This is a genomic window from Cupriavidus sp. GW823-FHT07A04, assembly GCF_058794615.1.
The window spans coordinates 274,057-293,711 of the sequence record NZ_JBXAHA010000006.1 but is presented as its reverse complement, the minus strand read 5'-3'; the positions used below and the strand labels follow the sequence as shown (position 1 = coordinate 293,711).

The following is a 19,655-nucleotide window of genomic DNA, read 5'->3' as shown; positions in this document are numbered from 1 at the left end:
TCACGGCTCCTTGATATCGGCCGCCTGCGCGACGGTCCGCCATTTGGCGATCTCACTGCCCACGTGCGCGGCGAGTGCCTGCGGCGTCGGATCGGACTCGAGAACCAGGCCCATCTCGAAGGCTCGCTTCTTGAGGCCGGGGTCGGCAAGCGCACGGCGCAACGCACCATTGAGCGTGGTGATCACCGCCGCCGGCGTTCCCGCGGGGACGAAGGCGCCATTCCACGTATAGGCTTCGTAGTCGGGTACCGCTTCGGCGATGGCCGGCGTGTCCGGTGTCTGTGCGAGGCGCGCTTGCATCGACGTGGCAATCAGCCGCACTGTTCCCGCGCGGACCTGCGCGAGTCCCGTCGGCGCGCTGTCGATCATGAAGCCGATCTGCCCGCCGATCAGGTCGGTCATGGCGGGCCCGGTGCCGCGATACGGGATGTGCGTGGTCTTCAGCGCGGCTTTGAGGTTCAGCAGCTCGGTCGCGACATGCGGTGCGCTGCCATTGCCGGCGGACCCATAGTTGATCTGCCCAGGATGCGCTTTGACGTACGCCAGGAATTCGGGGAGATTCCTGGCTGGGAAGTTCTTGTTCACCAGCAGGACCAGGGGCGCCTTGGCCGCCAGTCCGACAGGCGCGAAGTCCTGCGTGGTGCGGTAGGGCAGACGGGGCACGATACTCTCGTTGACAGCGTGCGCCACCGTCGTCAACAGGACCACATAGCCATCCGGCTTGGCCTTGGCCACATAGTCGGTGCCAACCACCGTGCCGGCGCCCGTGCGGTTCTCCACGATCATCGGCTCGCCCAGCTGCTTGCCCCATTGCTCAGCCAGCACGCGCGCAAAGGCATCGGTCGGTCCGCCGGCTGCATACGGCACCACGAGCCTCACGGCCTGGGCGGGCCATGCATCCTTCGCGCTGGCGCCACCGGGGTGCGCTGCGAGCAGCACAAGGATGGCGGGGGCGCTCCGGCGCAGGGTGTTCAGGAATCGCATGCGTTCACTCCGCTTCCGTTGAGGGCGATTGTTAAATGATTGTTGATGCCGGCACGCTCAGGCTTGCCAGGATGGCTTGCGCTTTTCCACGAACGCGGCGATACCTTCCTTTGCATCGTCCGTTGCCACCACATTGCCGAAGCTTTCCACCGCCGCGGCGACGCCGCGCCGGTAGTCGTTGTCATTGGCGCGCATGAAGGCCTTGCGTCCCATCTTGACGACGACCGGAGATTTCGCGCACAAGGTCTGGGCAAGCGCTCTAGCCTCGCGCATGACGTCCTGCTCGGGCACCACGCGGCTGACCAGTCCGAGGGACATGGCTTCGGCGGCGTCGAACGCGCGTCCGGTGAAAAGCAGGTCGAAGGCCCGGTGACGGCCAATCACACGCGGCAGGTGCGTGTAGTGGATGGCGGGCGTCAGCCCGACGTCGATCTCCGGATAGCCGAAGGTGGCCGTGTCGGCGGCGACGATCATGTCGCAGGAGATCGCGAGCGTCATGCCGCCGCCGCGGGCGGTGCCGTTCACGGCGGCAATGGATGGCTTGCCCAGGTTGAATTGCGCGTCGCACAGTTCGTTGTACAGCTTGTCGACCAGGCCATAGATCCGGGCCGGCTGCGCCCCGTGCAGCGCATCGAGGCGCAGCCCGGCGCAAAAGCGCCGGGGCAGGGCGCTGCCCAGGATGACGGCCCTGACCGAATCGTCCTGGGCCGCGCGTCGCAGCGCCGCCAGCACGTCGTCGATCATCGCCTCGTTCAAGGCATTGACCGGCGCGCTATCGAGGAGGATTTCCGCGACCCTGTCGCGCACTTCATATCTGACTGAATTGACTGAAGGCATGGTGACTCCTGATGTCATGCGGCCGTGCAAAGGCCGCCGGTTTTGCTGGCATCGGCGCTGGCAATCACGCCGCGCGCCTTGAATCGTTCAATGGACTCGGGCGTATAGCCCGCTTGCAACAGGATCTCGTCGGTGTGCTGGCCCAGCAAAGGCGGCGCGCGGTGCGCTTGCCGGCTGCCGCCGCGAAAGCGCACGGGCAAGCCCATATTCCTTATCTTGCCCAGCACCGGATGCTCAGACTCGGCGATCAGCGCGCGCTCGGCCACTTGAGGGTGCGCCAGCGCCTGGTCCAGCGTGTGGATCGGGGAGCAAGCCACGCCAGCCTTGCGCAATGCGTCGATCCAGTAGGCAACCGGCTGGGTCCGAATACGCGCCTGGACCATCTCGACGGTTTCGGTGAAGTGCGCGACACGGGCCGCATTGGTGGCGAACCGCGGTGCGTCGGCCACATCCTGCAACCCGGCGACCGGGCAGAAGCGCCGCCACTGCGCGTCGTTGCCGACGCCGATCATCACCGGCCCGTCGGCTGCGTCGAACACCTGGTAGGGCGCCATGGCCGGATGCGCGGTGCCCATGGCCCGCGGCACCTTGCCGCCGAGCCAATAGTTCTGGGCGAGATAGCCCATGAAACCCATCGCCGTATCCAGCAGGGACACCTCCAGGTGCATGCCGTGGCCGGTCTTCTGGCGCTCGATCAGTGCCGCCAGGATGCCACTGAACGCATGCATGCCGGTGCCCAGGTCCACCGGCGAAAAGCTGGCGCGCGCATGCTGGCCGCCGGCCTGGCCCATCGTGCTGATCATGCCGCTGAATGCCTGCAGCATGACGTCGTAGCCGGGTTCCTGGCCCAGCGGGCCCGTGCGTCCGTAGCCAGAGATCTCGCAGTAGATCAGGGCCGGGTTCAACGCGGACAGCGTGTCGTAGTCAACACCGAGCCTGGCGGCGGCGCCACTGCCGAAGCCTTGCAGCACGACGTCCGCCTTGGCCGCCAGCGTCTGGACGATCTGCCTGCCCTCGCTGGTCTTGAGGTCAACGGCGAGACTGCGCTTGTTGTGATTGACGGCGAGAAAGGTGGCGGACTGCCCGCGATCCTGCGGCAGCCAGGCACGCGTATCGTCGCCGCTGCCGAGCGGCTCGACCTTGATGACTTCGGCGCCAAGTTCGCCCAGATACTGTCCGCACAAGGGGCCGGCGAGCACTTTGCTCAAGTCGAGGACGCGAATGCCCTGCAATGCGATCATGGATGTGTCTCCAAAACAGATCAACGGCGGGATCAATGGCCGGATCGACGGCGGACGCCGCCCGGAGTCGCGGGCGCAGGTCCGGCGTCGTGTTGTGGCAATGGGATGCCGGGTGAGTCGGGGCGGCTACTCGGGTTTGATATCGATGGAGCGGGCCAGGGCCGTCCATCGGGCGGTATCGCGATTCACATAGGCCTGCACATCGGCGGGCGCCATGTGGAATGGCTCGGCTCCCCGCGCAATCAGCGCATGGCCGTAGCCTGGATCGCCCGCGCTTTGCGCCACGGCCTGGCGCAGTGTCTCGACGATGGCGGGCGGCGTCTTCGCGGAAGCCTGCAACGACAGCCAGAACTTCAGGTCCAGCGCCGGATAGCCGGCTTCCTGCAGCGTCGGCACATCCGGCAGCAGGGGCGAACGCGCAGCGGAAGTGATCGCCAGGGCCTTGAGCTTGCCACCCTGTATCTGGCCGATGGAGGTGGTCATGCTGTCGAAAAGGAAATCCACATTCCCGGCCATGACATCCGTGCTTGCCGGCGCGCTGCCCTTGTAGGGCACGGCCACCGCGGTGAAGCCCGCGGCCTTCTGCAGCAGCGCGCCATAGATATGCGGAGAGCTTCCCGCGCCGAAGGTGGCATAGGTGAGATTGTCCGGCCGTTGTTTGCCGACACGGACCAGTTCCGCCAGGGAGCTGACCCCCAGCTTGGTTGGATGCACCACCAGCACGTTCGGCACCGTCGCAACCACGCCGATGGCCACCAGGTCGCGTTGCGGGCGAAACCGCAAGTCGGGAAACAGCAGCGGGTTGACCGCATGCATGCCGACCGTGTTCAGCAGCAGCGTATAGCCATCGGCGTTGGCGTCGAGCACATTCTGCGTGCCGAGATTGCCGCCGGCGCCGGGCTTGTTCTCGATCACCACGGGCTGGCCGAGCCGGTTGCCCAGCGGTATGGCAATCAGGCGTGCCACGAAGTCGCCGGGGCCACCCGCCGCGAACGGGACGACAAGCTTGATTGGCCGCGACGGCCATTGCTCGGCGTGGAGCGACGAGGCGAGCAAGGATGCGGCTGCGCCCGTCAGGAAAGTACGGCGGCTGAGTCCCATTGAGTCTCCGTGGATTATCGGTCTTGGCATCCGCGTGCGTTGCGCGGCAGCTGGCATCACTATGGGCTTCGGTACCGCTATATGTCCAAGATAGATTTTTGATATGCGGTATATTTTCATGCTATACCCGGCTGGACCTTGCTGCCATCGTGCCGCCGCCCCGGCAGGCCCTGTGGTGTCACATGCGGAGACTTGCTTATGCCGATCGATGTACGTGGACTCAGATGCTTTCTGGCGGTGGTGTCGGCGGGATCGATCTCCCGGGCTGCGCAGAACATGCATCTCGCGCAACCGGCGCTGAGTCTCCAGATCAAGCACATCGAGCAGGATCTTGGCGTGGCCCTCTTCATGCGCAGCCACAAGGGTGTCGTCCTGACTGCCGCCGGGCTGAGATTCGAGAGCCACGCCAGGGATATCCTCAAGCGGCTCGACGTCGCCTGCGAGGACGTACGTGACCTGGTGACCGATCCCGCGGGCAGGGTCGCGATCGGCCTGCCGCAATCCATGGCAAAGATCCTGACCGTGCCGCTGGTGCGCGAGGCCATCCGGCGCTGGCCTAAGGTCCAGTTGCAGGTGGTGGAGCTCAGCACCGGGTACATCCCCGACCATCTGCTTAGCGGGCGCGTCGATATTGGCCTGACCTTCCAGGCGGACGCTGGCTCCGGCCTGCTGTTCGAGCACGTGGTCGACGAGGATCTTGTCTTGCTGGCGCCCCCGGGGCAGTTCGCCGATGCCCGCAAGCGCGGAGCCGATCTGGCGAAGACGGTGCGGTTCAAGGACCTGCATCGCTTCCCCATGATCCTGCCCGCCGGCGAGCATGGCCTGCGCGCGTTGATCGATGGGTATCTGCGCGCTCACCAGGTCGCGCTCTCGGTGCTGGCGGAGGTGAATGCCATACCGCAACTCATCAATCTCGCCGCGGCAGGCGTGGGGTGCACGATCCTCTCCTACGCATCGGTCTGCGAGGAGTTGCACAATGGCTTGCTGTCCGCGGCGCGGATCACCCATCCGAGCATGTCGCGCCCGGTCTATCTGTGCCGCTCCGCCACCATGCCACTGTCGATCGCGGTCTCTGCGGTGCTGGATCTGCTGATGGAAACGGTTCGCGCGCTGATCGCCGACGGACAGTGGCCGGCCCGCGTCAACAGCGCAGGCCGCTGACGGCAATGTCCAGGTGGTGAGCCGGGGCGGCCAGCGTCGATACAGGCTGGTGTGCTGGCCGCCCCGGGATGCCGCTGCGCTGAACTCAGGGCGCGGGCGTGGCCAGCGGCTTGCCCTTCTCGACAACGTACACGCCAATCAGCCGGGTCGGTGCCGTGCCGGAATTGTGGGCGTCATGCACAACGCCCGCGGGCACCACGAACGACTCGCCCGCCTTGATGAGGCGAGGTGGCTGCCCCTCGACCAGCAACTCGGCCTGTCCCTCGGCCACATAGCTGATCTCGTCTCCCGGGTGCGTATGCCGTCCGGCATAGATCCCTGGCGCCAGCTCCACGCGCGCCACTACCGCTTCGCGCCCCGGCACGGAAACGTCGGCCTTGCCGACCAGCGTGCGCGTGAGGCCGCTGTTCTGCGCCAGCACGGCGCCGGACGCGATCGACAGGCCGATGCCCGCCAGCACACCCAGAATCCGGATCTTCATCATCTGTCTTCTCCCGTTATGGTCTTCTTCTGCTGCGTTGGACTACAGAAGGCATGTCCCCTGGAAAGCGAAACACGCCGGTGACGCGTGGAACCGGGCTCAAGTGGGCAGGGCGGCTGCATGCCGCTCAATGTCGGACATGCTAGCAGCTGGCTCGTGAAATTGCCTCACCTGCGTGATATGTCGTTTGATGCACATTTTTTTGGTGGCCGGTGCCAGTGTCTTGCCTCTGCGAGCCGCGCTACCACCCCCTCCAGCATGTTCATATTTCCGTCGAATCTTATGCGGAAAACGTGCAAGGATCGGCGAAACCATTCGTTCCTTTCAGATAGGCCCCTCGGTAGTCTTCATCCCTGACGCAAGCCTTCCCACACAAGGAGGGCCATGAAACGCGGCGCGCACGCGCCATTTCACGACGAGAATACGGGAGCAAGACACATGATTCGCAAGCTGGCCATCGGACTCGCGGCACTGGCCGTCATCGGTTCCACCCAGACCGCCTGGGCCAACACCGCCCTCCTGAACGTTTCGTACGATCCCACGCGGGAGCTGTATGTGGACGTGAACGCCGCCTTCGCCAAGGCGTGGAAGGCCAAGGGCGGCGACACGCTGACCATCCGCCAGTCGCATGGCGGCTCGGGCAAGCAGGCGCGTTCGGTGATCGATGGGCTGGATGCGGATGTGGTCACGCTGGCGCTGGGCTATGACATCGACGCCATCGCCGAGAAGGGCTTGCTCAAGCCGGACTGGCAAAAGCGCCTGCCGCACAATGCGTCGCCCTATACCTCGACCATCGTGTTCCTGGTGCGCAAGGGCAACCCCAAGGGCATCAAGGACTGGAGCGACCTGGTCAAGCCGGGCGTGCAGGTGATCACGCCTAACCCGAAGACCTCGGGTGGCGCGCGCTGGAATTACCTGGCGGCCTGGGGCTACGCGCTGCGCCAGCCGGGCGGCAACGAGCAAAAGGCCAAGGAGTTCGTCGGCCAGTTGCTGAAGAACGTGCCGGTGCTGGATTCCGGCGCCCGCGGCGCCACCACCACCTTCGTCGAGCGCGGCCTGGGCGATGTGCTGATTGCCTGGGAAAACGAGGCCATCCTGGCGATCAAGGAACTGGGCCCGGACAAGTTCGACATCGTCGCGCCGTCGATCTCCATCCTGGCCGAGCCGCCGGTGGCGGTGGTGGACAAGGTGGTGGACAAGAAGGGCACGCGCAAGGTGGCCGAAGCCTACCTGCAGTTCCTTTACACCGACGAGGGCCAGGAAATCGCGGCCAAGAATTACTACCGCCCGATCTCGGAGAAGATTGCCGCCAAGTATGCGAGCAACTTCCCCAAGGTCAAGCTGTTCACCATCGATGAGGCCTTTGGCGGCTGGCAGAAAGCGCAGAAGGCGCACTTCGCCGACGGCGGCTCGTTCGACCAGGTCTACCAGCCTGGCAAGAAGTAAGACGTAGCCGCCGGCTTCCGTGCCGTATCCCCGCTTCCTACTCCTATTCCTATTTCGATGCCGATGCGAGCCAGCGCCCCGCCGCGCCCTGCCAAGCATGTACTGCTGGTGGCGCTAGTCACCGGCGCACTGGGCGCTGCCTTGCTGGTGATCGGCCTGGATGCGGCAGGCGAGGGCCGGACGGCCACGATCCACAAACAGAGCTGAAGAGGCACGGACATGCAGGTCTTCTGGTTTATCCCCACGCACGGCGACAGCCGCTACCTCGGCACCTCCGAAGGGGCGCGCGAGGTCAATATCGATTACCTGAAGCAGATCGCTACCGCGGCCGATACGCTTGGCTACGAAGGCGTGCTGATTCCTACCGGCCGCTCCTGCGAGGATCCGTGGGTGGTGGCCTCCACGCTGGCCGCGGTCACCTCCCGGCTGCGCTTCCTGGTGGCGGTGCGCCCGGGGCTGATGGCGCCCACGCTGGCCGCGCGCATGGCGGCGACATTCGACCGCCTCTCGGGCGGACGCCTGCTGGTGAACCTGGTGACGGGCGGCGATGTATCAGAGCTGGAGGGCGATGGCCTGTTCCTGGACCATGCCGAGCGCTATGAAGCTTCGGCCGAGTTCATCCGTATCTGGCGTGAGGTGTTGGCCGCCAGCCATGAAAGCGCCGAGCTCGACTATGAGGGCAAGCATCTCAAGGTCAAGGGCGCGAAGGTGTTGTTCCCGCCGCTGCAGCGTCCGCATCCGCCGGTGTACTTTGGTGGCTCCTCGGCCGCCGCGCACGAGCTCGCGGCCGAGCAGGTGGATACCTACCTGACCTGGGGCGAGCCGCCGGCGGAGGTCGCCAAGAAACTCGCCGACGTGCGCCAGCGCGCGGCGCGCCATGGGCGTAGCGTGAAGTTCGGCATCCGCCTGCACGTGATCGTGCGCGAGACCGAGGACGAGGCATGGGCCGCGGCCGACCGGTTGATCAGCAAGCTTGACGATGCGACGGTGGCGCGCGCACAGGCGGTGATCGGCAAGATGGATTCCGAAGGGCAGCGCCGCATGGCCGCGCTGCATGCCGGTGGCGGCGCACGCAGCCGCGCGGAGCTGGAGATCAGCCCCAACCTGTGGGCCGGCGTGGGCCTGGTGCGCAGCGGCGCGGGCACGGCACTGGTGGGCGACCCGCACATCGTGGCGGCGCGCATCAAGGAGTACGCAGCGCTGGGCATCGATACCTTCGTGCTGTCCGGCTACCCGCATCTGGAAGAAGCCTATCGCTTCGCCGAACTGGTCTTTCCGCTGCTGCCGCGCTCGGTGCGCGACAAGCTGCAGGGCAAGGTGCTGTCCGGCCCCTTCGGCGAAGTCATGGCAACCGGCATCGTGCCGCGCGCGGCGCGCGCTTAGGAGGCAACCATGTCCGCTCCCTTGACCCTGCCCGCGCGCAACCCTGACTGGCTGCGCCATGCCGCTCGCTCGGCCGCGCCCTGGATCGTGCCGGTGCTGCTGGTGGCGGCCTGGCAACTGGCCTCGCAGTTGGGCTGGCTGTCCAACCGCATCCTGCCGGCGCCGCTCGACGTGGTGAAGGCCGCCTGGGGCCTGTCCGTGACCGGCGAGCTGTGGCGCCACGTGTGGGTCAGTACCTGGCGCGCCGTGCTCGGCTTCACCATCGGCGGCGGCTTCGGGCTGGCGCTGGGCCTGCTGACGGGCACCTTCCGGCCGGCCGCGACCCTGCTCGACAGCACCTTGCAGATGGTGCGCAACATTCCGCCGCTGGCGCTGATCCCGCTGGTGATCCTGTGGTTCGGCATCGACGAGACCGCCAAGCTGTTCCTGGTTTCGCTGGGCGTGTTTTTCCCGATCTACCTGAACACCTACCACGGCATCCGCGCGGTCGACCCCGGGCTGATCGAGATGGCGAAGAGCTACGGCCTGTCGGGCTGGCGCCTTTACCGCGAGGTGATCCTGCCGGGCGCCTTGCCCAACATCCTGGTCGGCGTGCGTTTCTCGCTCGGCCTGATGTGGGTGATCCTGATCGTGGCCGAGACCATCTCGGCGCAGTCGGGCATCGGCTACATGACCATGAATGCGCGCGAGTTCCTGCAGACCGACGTAGTGCTGGTGGGCATCCTGCTCTACGCGCTGCTGGGCAAGCTGGCGGATCTGCTGTCACGCGGGCTGGAGCGGTTCTGGCTGCGCTGGCACCCCGGCTACCAGGCGCACTGAGCGCCGCCGGCCAAGGAGAACCCGATATGCAAAGCAACCTGATCGAGCAAGCCGCGCTGGCCGATGTGCCTGCCAGCCAGGATGGCAAAGGCCTCGCGCTGCGCGTGCAGCAGGTGGTGAAGCGCTACGGCGGGCGCGAGGTGCTGCACGGCATCGACCTGCAGGCCGCGCCCGGCGAGTTCCTGGCCATCGTGGGCCGCAGCGGTTGCGGCAAGAGCACCTTGCTGCGGCTGGTGGGCGGCCTGGAAGACAGTGACGGCGGTGGCGTGACGCTGGACGGCGCACCTGGCAACAGGCAGCGCGAGGCGGTCCGGGTGATGTTCCAGGACGCTCGCCTGCTGCCGTGGAAGACGGTACTGGACAACGTGGCGCTGGGGCTGCCGCGCGCGCGGCTGGCCGATGCGGCCAGGGTACTGGGCCAGGTTGGCCTGGCCGAGCGAGCGGGCGAGTGGCCGGCGCGCCTGTCGGGCGGGCAGCGCCAGCGTGTGGCACTGGCGCGCGCGCTGGTGCATCACCCGCGCTTGCTGCTGCTGGACGAGCCGCTGGGCGCGCTGGATGCGCTGACCCGCATCGAGATGCAGGGCTTGATCGAAGCCTTGTGGCAGCGCCTGGGCTTCACGGCGCTGCTGGTCACCCACGATGTATCGGAAGCGGTAGCACTGGCCGACCGCGTGGTGCTGATCGAAGACGGCCGCATCGCGCTGGACCAGAGGGTGGCGCTGCCGCGTCCGCGCCAGCGCGGCTCGGCGGCGTTCGCGCAACTGGAGGACGCGGTGCTGCGCCGGGTGATGCGGCGTGAGGGCACGCCGGCTGTCGATGAGAGCCAGCACGGGCAAGCATTGTTGCCTGCAGTGGACTGGTCGGTGGCGCGCACGTTCGATTCAGTGCGCTGGGCGATCTAGGGTGCAAGCAGCGGCGCAGGCAGCAATGCGGGCAGCCCGCCAAGGAAGCAGCAAACAAGCATGAAACAACGGACGCGCGGCCAGCCTCGAGCGATGCCGGCGCAACCCGCGCAAGCGGTGGCAGCTCATGGGTGAGCGGGCAACGTCACTCACCCGCGCGGGGCCATCCGCTGAACCCAGGTTTTACGCATTTCTCATTTTCACTCACGCAAAGGAACTTCTATCATGAGCATTCAGGCAATCAACGTACGTAACCAGTTCCGCGGCAAGGTTGCCGCCATCATCGAAGGCCCTGTGGTCTCGGAGGTCGACGTCGAGACGCCGGCCGGCATCGTCACCTCGGTCATCACCACCCGCTCGGTCAAGGACCTCGGCCTTACCATCGGCAGCGAAGTCGTTGCCCTGGTCAAGGCTACCGAGGTATCCCTGGCCAAGCTTTGAAGCCTCGCCCGAGGCGCAAGCGCAACGCAAAGGAAATCGCAATGGCAAGCGCGAACGAAGCAGGCGCGGCACCGACGGCGCTCACCCACTATCTGGAAGGGCTGCCGCGCCGCCCGGAGAGCGATCGCCAGCTGTGGCGCGACGAGCGTGGGCAGGTGCAGGGCCAGTTCTATAACTGCTCGCTGACCAGCGCGTTCGAGCCGCTCATCACCCTGTCCAGCCGCGACGTGGTGGCGCACGAAGGCACGCTGCGCACATACGCCGGCGACGGCGTCGGCCTGACCGCATGGAAGCTGTTTGCGATGGCGGCGGACGATGCCTCGCTGGTCTCGCTTGACCGGCTCTCGCGCCTGGTGCATGCCATCAATTATTTCGCGGCCGATGGCGATCGCAAGCTGGTGCTCAACGTGCACAACCGGTTGCTGGCCGCCGTGGCCGACGATCACGGCGCGGCCTTCCGGCGCGCGCTGCAGTCGCTCGGCCTGCCGCTGGACCGGTTCGTGATCCAGGTGCCGGCCAGCGCCAACGACGACCTGCCGCTGCTGCTGCATGTGGTGGGCAACTACCGCCGCAACGGCTTTGCGGTGAGCCTGCAGGCATCGGACCCGGCGGAAGCCGGCGCGCTGATGGCGCACGCGTTGCCCGACTGGCTCAAGCTGGACATGCGCCGCAATTGGACCGACCGCCAGCTGGCGGGGCTGCAGGCCAGCGCCGACAGCGCCGGCGTGACGCTGATCGGGCGCCGGCTGGAGAACGCCGAGAACGCCGAGCGGCTGCAGGCCGCTGGCATCGTGCTGGGGCAGGGCAGCTTCACCGGCGCGGCGGTGAGCGCGCGCCACCTGCATGCAGTGTCCGGCGAGGCTGGCATTCAGGAGTTCAAGGGCGGGGTGCCCCGGAGCGGATCCGGCGGCGTCCCGATGGCGTTGACCAAGGAGCCGATATGACGCAGACGAAGAGGCCGGCCGCGCGGGAGCAGCGCGGCGGCCAGGCGGGCGCAAGCGCGCGACCCGCCGACGTACGGTTGAAGGTGCCCAAGGGCTTGCAGATCCTGACAGTGCCAGGGTTGCATGGCAGTGGCCCGGGCCACTGGCAGAGCCGTTGGGAGCAGCGCTTCCCGGACTGGCAGCGCGTGGAGCAGCACGACTGGTCGCGCCCGAGCCTGCCGCTGTGGGCCGAGCGCGTGTCGGAAAGCGTCATGCGGGCGCAGCGCGTGGCGCCGCGCGGGGCCATCCTGGTGGCGCACAGCTTCGGCTGCCTGGCCACCTTGCGCCAGGCAGCGCTCGACCCCGAGGGCATCGCGGGCGCGGTGCTGGTGGCGCCGGCAGACCCCGACAAGTTTGGCGTGGCCGGGCTGCTGCCCGCGTACCGGCTGCCGTTTCCCACCATCCTGGTGGCCAGCCGCAACGATCCCTGGATGCAGCAGCGCACCGCGTTCAGCTGGGGCACGCTGTGGGGCAGCGAGCTCCATGACGCGGGCATGCTGGGTCACATTAACGCCGATTCCGGGCTTGACCAGTGGCCCGAGGGGCTCGCCTTGCTCGATACCTTGATCCAGCGGATCGAGGCGGACGGCAGCGCCGGCCCGTCCGGAGACCGCGCCGGGCCTTGGGAAGGCGGGCTGGAAGTGTCGTCCACGTTCCCTTATATCTAAAACGCCTAAGAACATACGCAAAGATTCGTTCTGTTTATAAGGCGGTATCTGCAAAATTTGTCTCGTAGGCCGGTGTGTTATGCGCCGGCGTCATAAAGAAGCCGCCCCCGCTGCTTCGGTTTCCGGCGAATTCCGCCCGGAAGCCATTCTCCGGAGGCGGATACGACACTGACGGCACAGACGAGACAACATGCCACCCTCGATTTCCCTGGCGGACAATCCGCCCCCGGCGAGGCCGGATGCCCCCCAAGCGCGCAAGAGCGCGCCGCCCAAGCTAGGCAAGCAGCGCTTTACCGTGCTGCCAGGCTTTGGCCTCTCGCTGGGCTTCACGCTGTTCTACCTGACGCTGATCGTCCTGATCCCGCTGTCGGCCACCTTCCTCAAGACCTTCACCATGACCTGGGAGGCTTTCTGGGCCGCGGTGAGCTCGCCCCGGGTGGTCGCCTCCCTGCAACTGAGCTTCGGCGCCTCGCTGATCGCCGCCATCGTGAACACGGTGTTCGGGCTGATCGTGGCCTGGGTGCTGGTGCGCTACCGCTTCCCCGGCAAGCGCCTGGTCGATGCGCTGGTCGATCTGCCCTTTGCCTTGCCCACCGCGGTGGCCGGCATTGCGCTGACCGCGCTGTTCGCCGGCAACGGCTGGATCGGCCGCTACCTGGAGCCGCTGGGCATCAAGGTGGCCTTCACCCCGCTGGGCGTGGTGGTGGCGCTGACCTTTATCGGGCTGCCGTTCGTGGTGCGCACGGTGCAGCCGGTGCTCGAAGACGCGGAGCAGGAGCTGGAAGAAGCCGCGGCCAGCCTGGGCGCCACGCGCCTGCAGACCTTTGTCCGCGTGATCCTGCCAACCATCCTGCCGGCGCTGCTGACCGGGTTTGCGCTGTCGTTCGCACGAGGCACCGGCGAGTACGGCTCGGTGGTATTCATCTCCGGCAACATGCCGATGGTCTCCGAGATCGCGCCGCTGATGATCTATTCCAAGCTGGAGCAATACGACTACGCGGGCGCAACCGCGGTGGCGGTGGTGATGCTGGTGATCTCCTTCGCGCTGCTGCTGCTGATCAACCTGCTGCAAGCGTGGACGCGCCGCCACCACCAGGCCGTGCGAGCGTCCGTCTCGCCGGACAAGGAGAGCTGAAATGGCTGGCGTCGTTACCAAGGGCCTGGGCGGCCGTGCTGCCCCCGCCGCCACGCGTTTCCGGGATGCCACGGGTGAAGCGCCGTGGGTGCGCTACACCCTGATCGCGATCGCGGTGCTGTTCCTCGCGCTGTTCCTGTTCATCCCGCTGGCTTCGGTGTTTTATGAAGCGCTGCGCAAAGGCGTGCAGACTTATTTCGATTCGCTGGTGGAGCCCGATGCCGTGGCCGCGATCCAGCTCACCTTGCTGGTGGCCGTCATCGCGGTGCCGCTCAATGTGGTGTTTGGCGTGGCGGCGTCCTGGGCCATCGCCAAGTTCGATTTCCGCGGCAAGAGCCTGCTGACCACGCTGATCGACCTGCCGTTCTCGGTGTCGCCGGTGATCTCCGGCCTGGTCTATGTGCTGCTGTTCGGCGCGCAGGGCTGGCTGGGGCCGTGGCTGGAGGCGCACGACATCAAGATCATGTTCGCGGTGCCGGGCATCGTGCTGGCCACCATCTTCGTCACCTTTCCGTTTGTGGCGCGCGAGTTGATCCCGCTGATGCAGGCGCAGGGCAGCGAGGAGGAGGAGGCCGCCATCGTGCTGGGCGCCTCGGGCTGGCAGACCTTCCGCCGCATCACGCTGCCCAACATCCGCTGGGGCCTGCTGTATGGCGTGATCCTGTGCAATGCGCGGGCGATGGGCGAGTTCGGCGCGGTTTCGGTGGTATCGGGCCATATCCGCGGCCTGACCAACACCATGCCGCTGCACGTGGAGATTCTCTACAACGAATACAACTTCGCGGCCGCCTTTGCGGTGGCGTCGCTGCTCACACTGCTGGCCCTGGTCACGCTTGGCATCAAGACGCTGGTGGAGTACCGGGCGAGCCGCGAGCACAGGGAAGACGAGAACTTTGCGCCGGAGAACCCGAGCGCTGGCAAATTGCAAGGACAGGCATCATGAGCATCCAGGTCAAGAATGTGCAGAAGCGCTTCGGCAATTTCGTTGCGCTCGACGACGTCACCCTCGATTTCGATGAAGGCCAGCTGACGGCGTTGCTGGGGCCCTCGGGCTGCGGCAAGACCACGCTGCTGCGGATCATCGCCGGCCTGGAACGCGCGGACGCCGGCCAGATCCTGCTGGAAGGGCGCGATGCCTCGCACCAGCATGTGCGCCAGCGCCAGGTCGGTTTTGTGTTTCAGCATTACGCGCTGTTCAAGCACATGACGGTGTTCGAGAACGTGGCTTTCGGCCTGCGCGTCAAGCCGCGTGCCGAGCGTCCCAGCGAGGCGCAGATCCGCGACAAGGTGCGCGCGCTGCTGGAACTGGTGCAGCTCGACTGGCTGGCCGAGCGCTATCCGCCGCAGTTGTCCGGCGGCCAGCGCCAGCGCATTGCGCTGGCCCGCGCGCTGGCGGTGGAGCCGCGCGTGCTGCTGCTCGACGAGCCGTTCGGCGCGCTCGACGCCAAGGTGCGCAAGGAACTGCGCCGCTGGCTGCGCCGCCTGCACGACGAGCTCCATGTCACCAGCGTGTTCGTCACCCACGACCAGGAAGAGGCGCTCGAAGTGGCCGACCAGGTGGTGCTGATGAACCGCGGCCATGTGGAGCAGGCGGGCACGCCGGAGGCGGTCTACAACCATCCGGCCACGCCGTTCGTGTTCGGCTTTCTCGGCAACGTCAACCTGTTCCACGGCCGGCTTGAGGTCGGGGAGCGGGGCGGCCTGCTGCATACCGGCGATTCGATCCTGCCGGTGATCGGCAGCGGCCATGAGACCGCCGGCGACGCCGTGGCCTATGTCCGCCCGCACGATCTCGACCTCGAGCGCTATTCGCCCGGCACCGACGGCATTGCCGTGACGCTGCGCCGCGCGCTCACCCTGGGCCCCGTGGCCCAGCTCGAACTGGAACGTGAAGACACCCAGGAAGTCATCGAAGTGGCGCTGCCGCTCGAGCGTTTCCGCCACCAGGGCTTCCGCGAGGGTGAGCTGCTCGCCGTGCGGCCGCGCCGGCTGCGTGTCTTCGTCCAACCCCATTCATCCGCCCCGGCTAGCGCCAGGGGCACGCCGGCAGGAGCCGCACAATGAACTTCCAGCAACTGCGTTCCATCCGCGAGGCGGTGCGCCGCCAATTCAACCTGACTGAGGTGGCCAATGCGCTCTACACCTCGCAGCCCGGCGTCTCGCGCCAGATCCGCGAGCTGGAGGAAGAGCTCGGCGTCGAGATCTTCGAGCGCTACGGCAAGCGCCTGACCGGCCTGACCGAGCCCGGGCGCGAAATCGTGCGCATCGTCGAGCGCCTGTTGCTCGAGGCCGAGAACCTGCGCCAGGCGGGCGACGAATTCGCCGGGCGCCATACCGGTCGCCTGACGGTGGCCACCACCCACACCCAGGCGCGCTATGCCTTGCCCAAGGTGGTGCAGAGTTTTCGCCGTGCCTACCCCCATGTGACGCTGGCGCTGCAGGAAGCCTCGCCCGCGCACATCGTGGAGCTGGTGCTGAGCGGCCAGGCCGATATCGGTATCGCAACCGAGGCGGTGGCCAGCGAGGCCGGGCTGACCTCGTTCGAGGCCTATACCTGGCGCCACGTGCTGGTGGTTTCGCCGGATCACCCGCTGACGCACCTGCCGGAGCCGACGCTGGAAGACATCGCCGGCTTCCCGATCATTACCTACGATGCCGGCTTCACCGGGCGCCGCAAGATCGATGGCGCCTTTGCCGCCGCCGGCCTGCAGCCGGAGATCGTGCTGACCGCGATGGACGCGGACGTCATCAAGACCTACGCGGAGCTGGAGCTGGGCGTGGGCATCATCGCCTCGATGGCATACGACGAACGCAAGGACGCCGGGCTGGTGCGGATCGCGGCCGACCATCTGTTCGAGCCCAACACCACCAGCGTGGCCGTGCGCCGCGGCGCCTACCTGCGCGGCTACGCGCACGCCTTCATCAACATGTTCGCGCCGCACCTCTCGCGCGACACGGTCAGCAGCGCGCTGTCCGAGCCGGCGGGCGGGCAGGTGGTCGAGGCCTGACGGCAGACAGCCCGGGCTAGCGGCACCTGGGCAGGCCCGGTGCCGATCGCGCCGCATCCTCGCGATTCGCGCCATCCGCTTTCCATTCGTCGCACGCCACTTTCGTAGCGACCGGTGTCCGCGTAAAGTCGCTACTGTCCGTGGCGGAATACGTTGATACCGTCACATGGCTTGATGCACCGCAATATCGACGGTGCGCGGGTCCGCACGAGAGGAGAGCGAGATGAAACAAGGCCGTGGCGGCAAGGGGCTGATCGCCCCGATCATCCTGATTGCATTGGGCGCGGTGTTCCTCGCGCAAAACGGCGGCCTGCTGCCGGCCTACCTGGTGCGGGATGGCTGGCCCGTGCTGCTGATCGCCCTGGGCGCCATCGTGCTTGTGCGCCGCCTGGCCTGGCGGCGCGTCGACCAGCGCGGCCCGAAGCCATGAGCGCGCGCCCTGAAGGGCTGCTGAGCTGGCAATGGCGCGGTTACGCCCGCAATCACAATCACCCTCGCAGCCTGCTGCTGCACATCGTCGCGGTGCCGATGTTCATGGCCGGCAATGTGCTGCTGGTCTATGGCGTGCTGTCGCTGTCCGTGCCTGCTGTAGGGCTTGGTGTGCTGTGCATGGCCTTGTCGATGATGCTGCAAGGGCGCGGGCACCGGCTCGAGGCGGTCAGGCCCGAGCCGTTTGCCGGCCCGCTCGACATCGCCCGGCGCATCCTGGCCGAGCAATGGATCACGTTTCCGCGCTATGTGCTGTCGGGGCAGTGGTGGGCCGCGTTGCACGGCCACGGTGCCGATCCCGCGATTGATGACGCCAACGTGCCGCAGCGTACATGCGAGCCGGGCGACGGCTGTCAGCGCCTGTGATCGGCCTTTACAATAACGCTCAGTTATCCTCGACCTTGCCCCTATGAAAGCGCTGGATCGCTGTCCCGCCGCCATTCCCTCCAGGATCTCGATCCTCGCGCGCGACCTGGTGTTCGTGCTGTGCGCGAACACCATCATCGCGGTCAGCCTGAACTACGGTTTTCGCACGGGCGGCTCGCTGTGGCACAACTTCGTCTACAGTCAGCTTATCGGCCTGTCGATCTGGCTGCTGATCGACATCGCCCGCGTACTGATCTGGTGGAATGATCGCCCCAGGCGCTGGCCCTTCCTGTGCCTGACCGCCGTTGCCGTGCCGCTGGGCGTGATCATGGGCAGCTGGACCACGCGCGTGGTACTGAGCGAGCCGGCGAAGTCCTTCGAGGAAGCTACCGATATGCTGCGCATGTGCCTGGTAGTGGGCATGCTTGCGTCGGCCAGCATGATTTACTTCTACTGGTCGCGCGAGAAGCTCGCCCATCTCGAACGGCAGGCCGCGCTTGACGCGCTGCAGCGCGAAGAGGCCGAGAAGCAGCTGGTGCGCGCGCAGCTGATGGCCCTGCAGGCGCAGATCGAGCCGCATTTCCTGTTCAACTCCCTGGCCAACCTGGATTGCCTGATTGCCACCGACCAGCAGGCCGCAAGGCGCCTGCTGCAGCGGCTGATCGGCTTCCTGCGCATGTCGCTGTCCCACACGCGCGCCGAGCAATGCACGCTGCGCCAGGAGTTCGAGTTGCTGCGCAGCTACCTGGACATCCAGGCGCTGCGTTTCGGCACGCGCCTGGCCTATGAGATCGAGCTTCCGCCCGAGCTGGCGGAGGTCGAGATCCCGCCCATGCTGATCCAGCCGCTGGTGGAGAACGCGGTCAGCCACGGCATCGAGCCGTGCATGCATGGCGGCAGGATCGTGCTGTCGGCCCGGGCGCAGGGCGACAACGCCGTGCAGGTGATCATCACCGATACCGGGGTGGGTTTCGGACATGCCGTGACCAAGGGCTCCGGCCTTGGGCTGACCCATGTGCGCGAGCGGCTGGCGCGGATTTTCGGGGCGGCGGCCAGCATGCAGATGGAAGAAAACACGCCACGCGGCGTGATCGTCCGGCTGACGTTGCCCGTTGTGCGCACGGCGGCGCCTGCCGCCGCCCACGCACCCATGCCGGTGCCCGCGTGCAAGGCCGCCGGCGCGCGCGCCATCCCCCCTGTGAGCACTGCCACGCAAGGCATTTCGCATTCTTGATGCACCCCGCTGCTTAGCCGCTTCGACTGCTTAGACTGCTTAGACTGCATCGACCCATCCGCCCCTTACTACCGTTTCCATGGCCCCGACCCTGTTGATCGCCGACGACGAGCCGCTGCTCGCGCGCGCCTTGCATGCCGAATTGTCCAGCCTCTGGCCCGAGGCGCAGATCGTCAGCGTGGTCCATGACGGCGTGTCCGCGCTGGAGGCGGCCCGCCAGCACCAGCCCCAGGTCGCGTTTCTCGATATCCGCATGCCAGGCATGAGCGGCATGGACGTGGCGCGCGAGCTGATGGCGTTCGATCCGCCGCCGCTGGTGGTGTTCGTCACGGCGTACGACCAGTTCGCGCTGGAAGCCTTCGAGCGCGAGGCAGTCGATTACGTGCTCAAGCCAGTGCAACCCGAGCGGCTGGAGGCCACGGTGCACCGCCTCAAGGCGAGGCTGGCGGCCCAGGCGCAGGCCAGCGAGGAGGGCGGCGCCGCCCTCGATACCGATCGCCTGGCGCAATTGCTGGCGCGCCTGGAGACCATGGAGCCAGGCGGTGGCCCCGGGCAGCATGCGCCGGTGGGCGCGCCGCAACATGGCTACCTGCGCTTTATCAAGGCGCTGGTCGGCCAGGAGATCCGCATCATTCCGGTGGATGAGGTGATCTACCTGGAGGCGACGGACAAGTACGTCAACGTGGTGTCCGCTAGCGGCGAGGCGTTGATCCGCACCAGCCTGCGCGAGCTGTCGCAGCAGCTCGACCCCGAGCGCTTCTGGCAGATCCATCGCGGCACGGTGGTCAATATCGACTGCGTGGCCAGTGCCGTGAACCAGTCGCTGGGGCGGCTCGCGCTCAAGCTGCGCAATCGCCCTGAAACCTTGCCGGTGGCGCGTCAGTACGCCTATCTGTTTAAACAGATGTAACGCGCAGGGCACCCCTGTCACGGGTTGTTTTACTCTATGATGCGGTATTCGCAGCGCGCCTGTTGA

At 66.7% G+C, this 19,655-nt stretch carries 22 protein-coding genes; 17 read left to right on the top strand and 5 right to left on the bottom strand.

What is annotated here, in order from left to right:
* The 4 genes from AC1Q7Q_RS12995 to AC1Q7Q_RS12980 all read right to left on the bottom strand — a co-directional run bounded on the left by AC1Q7Q_RS12995 (position 1) and on the right by AC1Q7Q_RS12980 (position 4,163).
* A complete protein-coding gene (locus AC1Q7Q_RS12995) occupies positions 1 to 984 on the bottom strand; it encodes a tripartite tricarboxylate transporter substrate binding protein (protein WP_492371631.1) in 984 nt (327 codons plus the stop codon).
* A 57-nt stretch (positions 985 to 1,041) separates the two neighbouring features.
* Positions 1,042 to 1,821, bottom strand: a complete 780-nt coding sequence (locus AC1Q7Q_RS12990) for an enoyl-CoA hydratase/isomerase family protein (protein ID WP_492371632.1) — start codon at positions 1,819 to 1,821, stop codon at positions 1,042 to 1,044.
* Positions 1,822 to 1,835: 14 nt separating this feature from the next.
* Positions 1,836 to 3,062 carry a CaiB/BaiF CoA transferase family protein gene (locus AC1Q7Q_RS12985; RefSeq protein ID WP_492371633.1) on the bottom strand — a complete coding sequence of 409 codons (1,227 nt, stop codon included), beginning with the start codon at positions 3,060 to 3,062 and terminating at the stop codon, positions 1,836 to 1,838.
* A gap of 126 nt (positions 3,063 to 3,188) precedes the next feature.
* Positions 3,189 to 4,163: a Bug family tripartite tricarboxylate transporter substrate binding protein gene (locus tag AC1Q7Q_RS12980; protein ID WP_492371634.1), complete on the bottom strand. Its 975-nt coding sequence runs from the start codon at positions 4,161 to 4,163 to the stop codon at positions 3,189 to 3,191.
* 198 nt (positions 4,164 to 4,361) lie between these two features.
* Here AC1Q7Q_RS12980 and AC1Q7Q_RS12975 point away from each other — a divergent pair, with 198 nt between their 5' ends.
* Positions 4,362 to 5,324: a LysR family transcriptional regulator gene (locus tag AC1Q7Q_RS12975; RefSeq protein WP_492371635.1), complete on the top strand. Its 963-nt coding sequence runs from the start codon at positions 4,362 to 4,364 to the stop codon at positions 5,322 to 5,324.
* Positions 5,325 to 5,409: 85 nt separating this feature from the next.
* Here AC1Q7Q_RS12975 and AC1Q7Q_RS12970 read toward each other — a convergent pair whose 3' ends face one another.
* Positions 5,410 to 5,805: a cupin domain-containing protein gene (locus AC1Q7Q_RS12970; protein WP_416050504.1), complete on the bottom strand. Its 396-nt coding sequence runs from the start codon at positions 5,803 to 5,805 to the stop codon at positions 5,410 to 5,412.
* Between the two features lie 438 nt (positions 5,806 to 6,243).
* On the opposite strand from AC1Q7Q_RS12970, the gene AC1Q7Q_RS12965 reads away from it, so the two are divergent.
* From AC1Q7Q_RS12965 to AC1Q7Q_RS12890, 16 genes are all read left to right on the top strand, one after another.
* The gene (locus AC1Q7Q_RS12965) at positions 6,244 to 7,251 is read left to right on the top strand and encodes a sulfate ABC transporter substrate-binding protein (RefSeq protein ID WP_492371636.1); all 1,008 of its coding nucleotides are present in this window, start codon (positions 6,244 to 6,246) and stop codon (positions 7,249 to 7,251) included.
* A gap of 63 nt (positions 7,252 to 7,314) precedes the next feature.
* On the top strand, positions 7,315 to 7,458 hold the full coding sequence (locus AC1Q7Q_RS12960; protein ID WP_492371637.1) for a hypothetical protein: 144 nt from the start codon (positions 7,315 to 7,317) through the stop codon (positions 7,456 to 7,458).
* 12 nt (positions 7,459 to 7,470) lie between these two features.
* Positions 7,471 to 8,634, top strand: coding sequence for an FMNH2-dependent alkanesulfonate monooxygenase (ssuD, locus tag AC1Q7Q_RS12955; protein ID WP_492371638.1), 1,164 nt, complete (start codon positions 7,471 to 7,473; stop codon positions 8,632 to 8,634).
* A 9-nt stretch (positions 8,635 to 8,643) separates the two neighbouring features.
* Positions 8,644 to 9,453 (top strand): aliphatic sulfonate ABC transporter permease SsuC, encoded by an 810-nt coding sequence (ssuC, locus tag AC1Q7Q_RS12950; RefSeq protein WP_043347110.1) that lies wholly within the window; start codon positions 8,644 to 8,646, stop codon positions 9,451 to 9,453.
* 26 nt (positions 9,454 to 9,479) lie between these two features.
* Positions 9,480 to 10,355 carry an ATP-binding cassette domain-containing protein gene (locus tag AC1Q7Q_RS12945; RefSeq protein WP_492371639.1) on the top strand — a complete coding sequence of 292 codons (876 nt, stop codon included), beginning with the start codon at positions 9,480 to 9,482 and terminating at the stop codon, positions 10,353 to 10,355.
* Between the two features lie 225 nt (positions 10,356 to 10,580).
* Positions 10,581 to 10,796 carry a TOBE domain-containing protein gene (locus tag AC1Q7Q_RS12940; RefSeq protein WP_006161487.1) on the top strand — a complete coding sequence of 72 codons (216 nt, stop codon included), beginning with the start codon at positions 10,581 to 10,583 and terminating at the stop codon, positions 10,794 to 10,796.
* Between the two features lie 41 nt (positions 10,797 to 10,837).
* Positions 10,838 to 11,740 carry an EAL domain-containing protein gene (locus AC1Q7Q_RS12935; protein ID WP_492371640.1) on the top strand — a complete coding sequence of 301 codons (903 nt, stop codon included), beginning with the start codon at positions 10,838 to 10,840 and terminating at the stop codon, positions 11,738 to 11,740.
* A complete protein-coding gene (locus tag AC1Q7Q_RS12930) occupies positions 11,737 to 12,447 on the top strand; it encodes an RBBP9/YdeN family alpha/beta hydrolase (RefSeq protein WP_416048847.1) in 711 nt (236 codons plus the stop codon). The genes AC1Q7Q_RS12935 and AC1Q7Q_RS12930 overlap by 4 nt, the downstream gene beginning before the upstream one ends.
* A 190-nt stretch (positions 12,448 to 12,637) precedes the next feature.
* Positions 12,638 to 13,582 (top strand): sulfate ABC transporter permease subunit CysT, encoded by a 945-nt coding sequence (gene cysT / locus AC1Q7Q_RS12925; RefSeq protein WP_492371641.1) that lies wholly within the window; start codon positions 12,638 to 12,640, stop codon positions 13,580 to 13,582.
* A 1-nt stretch (position 13,583) separates the two neighbouring features.
* Positions 13,584 to 14,525: a sulfate ABC transporter permease subunit CysW gene (gene cysW, locus AC1Q7Q_RS12920; RefSeq protein ID WP_416048845.1), complete on the top strand. Its 942-nt coding sequence runs from the start codon at positions 13,584 to 13,586 to the stop codon at positions 14,523 to 14,525.
* On the top strand, positions 14,522 to 15,646 hold the full coding sequence (locus tag AC1Q7Q_RS12915; protein ID WP_174427321.1) for a sulfate/molybdate ABC transporter ATP-binding protein: 1,125 nt from the start codon (positions 14,522 to 14,524) through the stop codon (positions 15,644 to 15,646). Before cysW ends, AC1Q7Q_RS12915 begins: the two co-directional genes overlap by 4 nt.
* The gene (locus tag AC1Q7Q_RS12910; protein ID WP_441630199.1) at positions 15,643 to 16,590 is read left to right on the top strand and encodes a CysB family HTH-type transcriptional regulator; all 948 of its coding nucleotides are present in this window, start codon (positions 15,643 to 15,645) and stop codon (positions 16,588 to 16,590) included. The genes AC1Q7Q_RS12915 and AC1Q7Q_RS12910 overlap by 4 nt, the downstream gene beginning before the upstream one ends.
* 223 nt (positions 16,591 to 16,813) lie before the next feature.
* Positions 16,814 to 17,020 (top strand): LiaI-LiaF-like domain-containing protein, encoded by a 207-nt coding sequence (locus AC1Q7Q_RS12905; protein WP_150983578.1) that lies wholly within the window; start codon positions 16,814 to 16,816, stop codon positions 17,018 to 17,020.
* Complete coding sequence (locus tag AC1Q7Q_RS12900) at positions 17,017 to 17,445, top strand: terminase (RefSeq protein WP_492371642.1); 429 nt, start codon at positions 17,017 to 17,019, stop codon at positions 17,443 to 17,445. The genes AC1Q7Q_RS12905 and AC1Q7Q_RS12900 overlap by 4 nt, the downstream gene beginning before the upstream one ends.
* 43 nt (positions 17,446 to 17,488) lie before the next feature.
* Entirely contained in the window at positions 17,489 to 18,679 is a 1,191-nt protein-coding gene (locus tag AC1Q7Q_RS12895) for a sensor histidine kinase (RefSeq protein WP_492371643.1), read from the top strand.
* Positions 18,680 to 18,758: 79 nt separating this feature from the next.
* The gene (locus AC1Q7Q_RS12890; RefSeq protein ID WP_492371644.1) at positions 18,759 to 19,589 is read left to right on the top strand and encodes a LytR/AlgR family response regulator transcription factor; all 831 of its coding nucleotides are present in this window, start codon (positions 18,759 to 18,761) and stop codon (positions 19,587 to 19,589) included.
* The last annotated feature ends 66 nt before the right edge of the window (positions 19,590 to 19,655 follow it).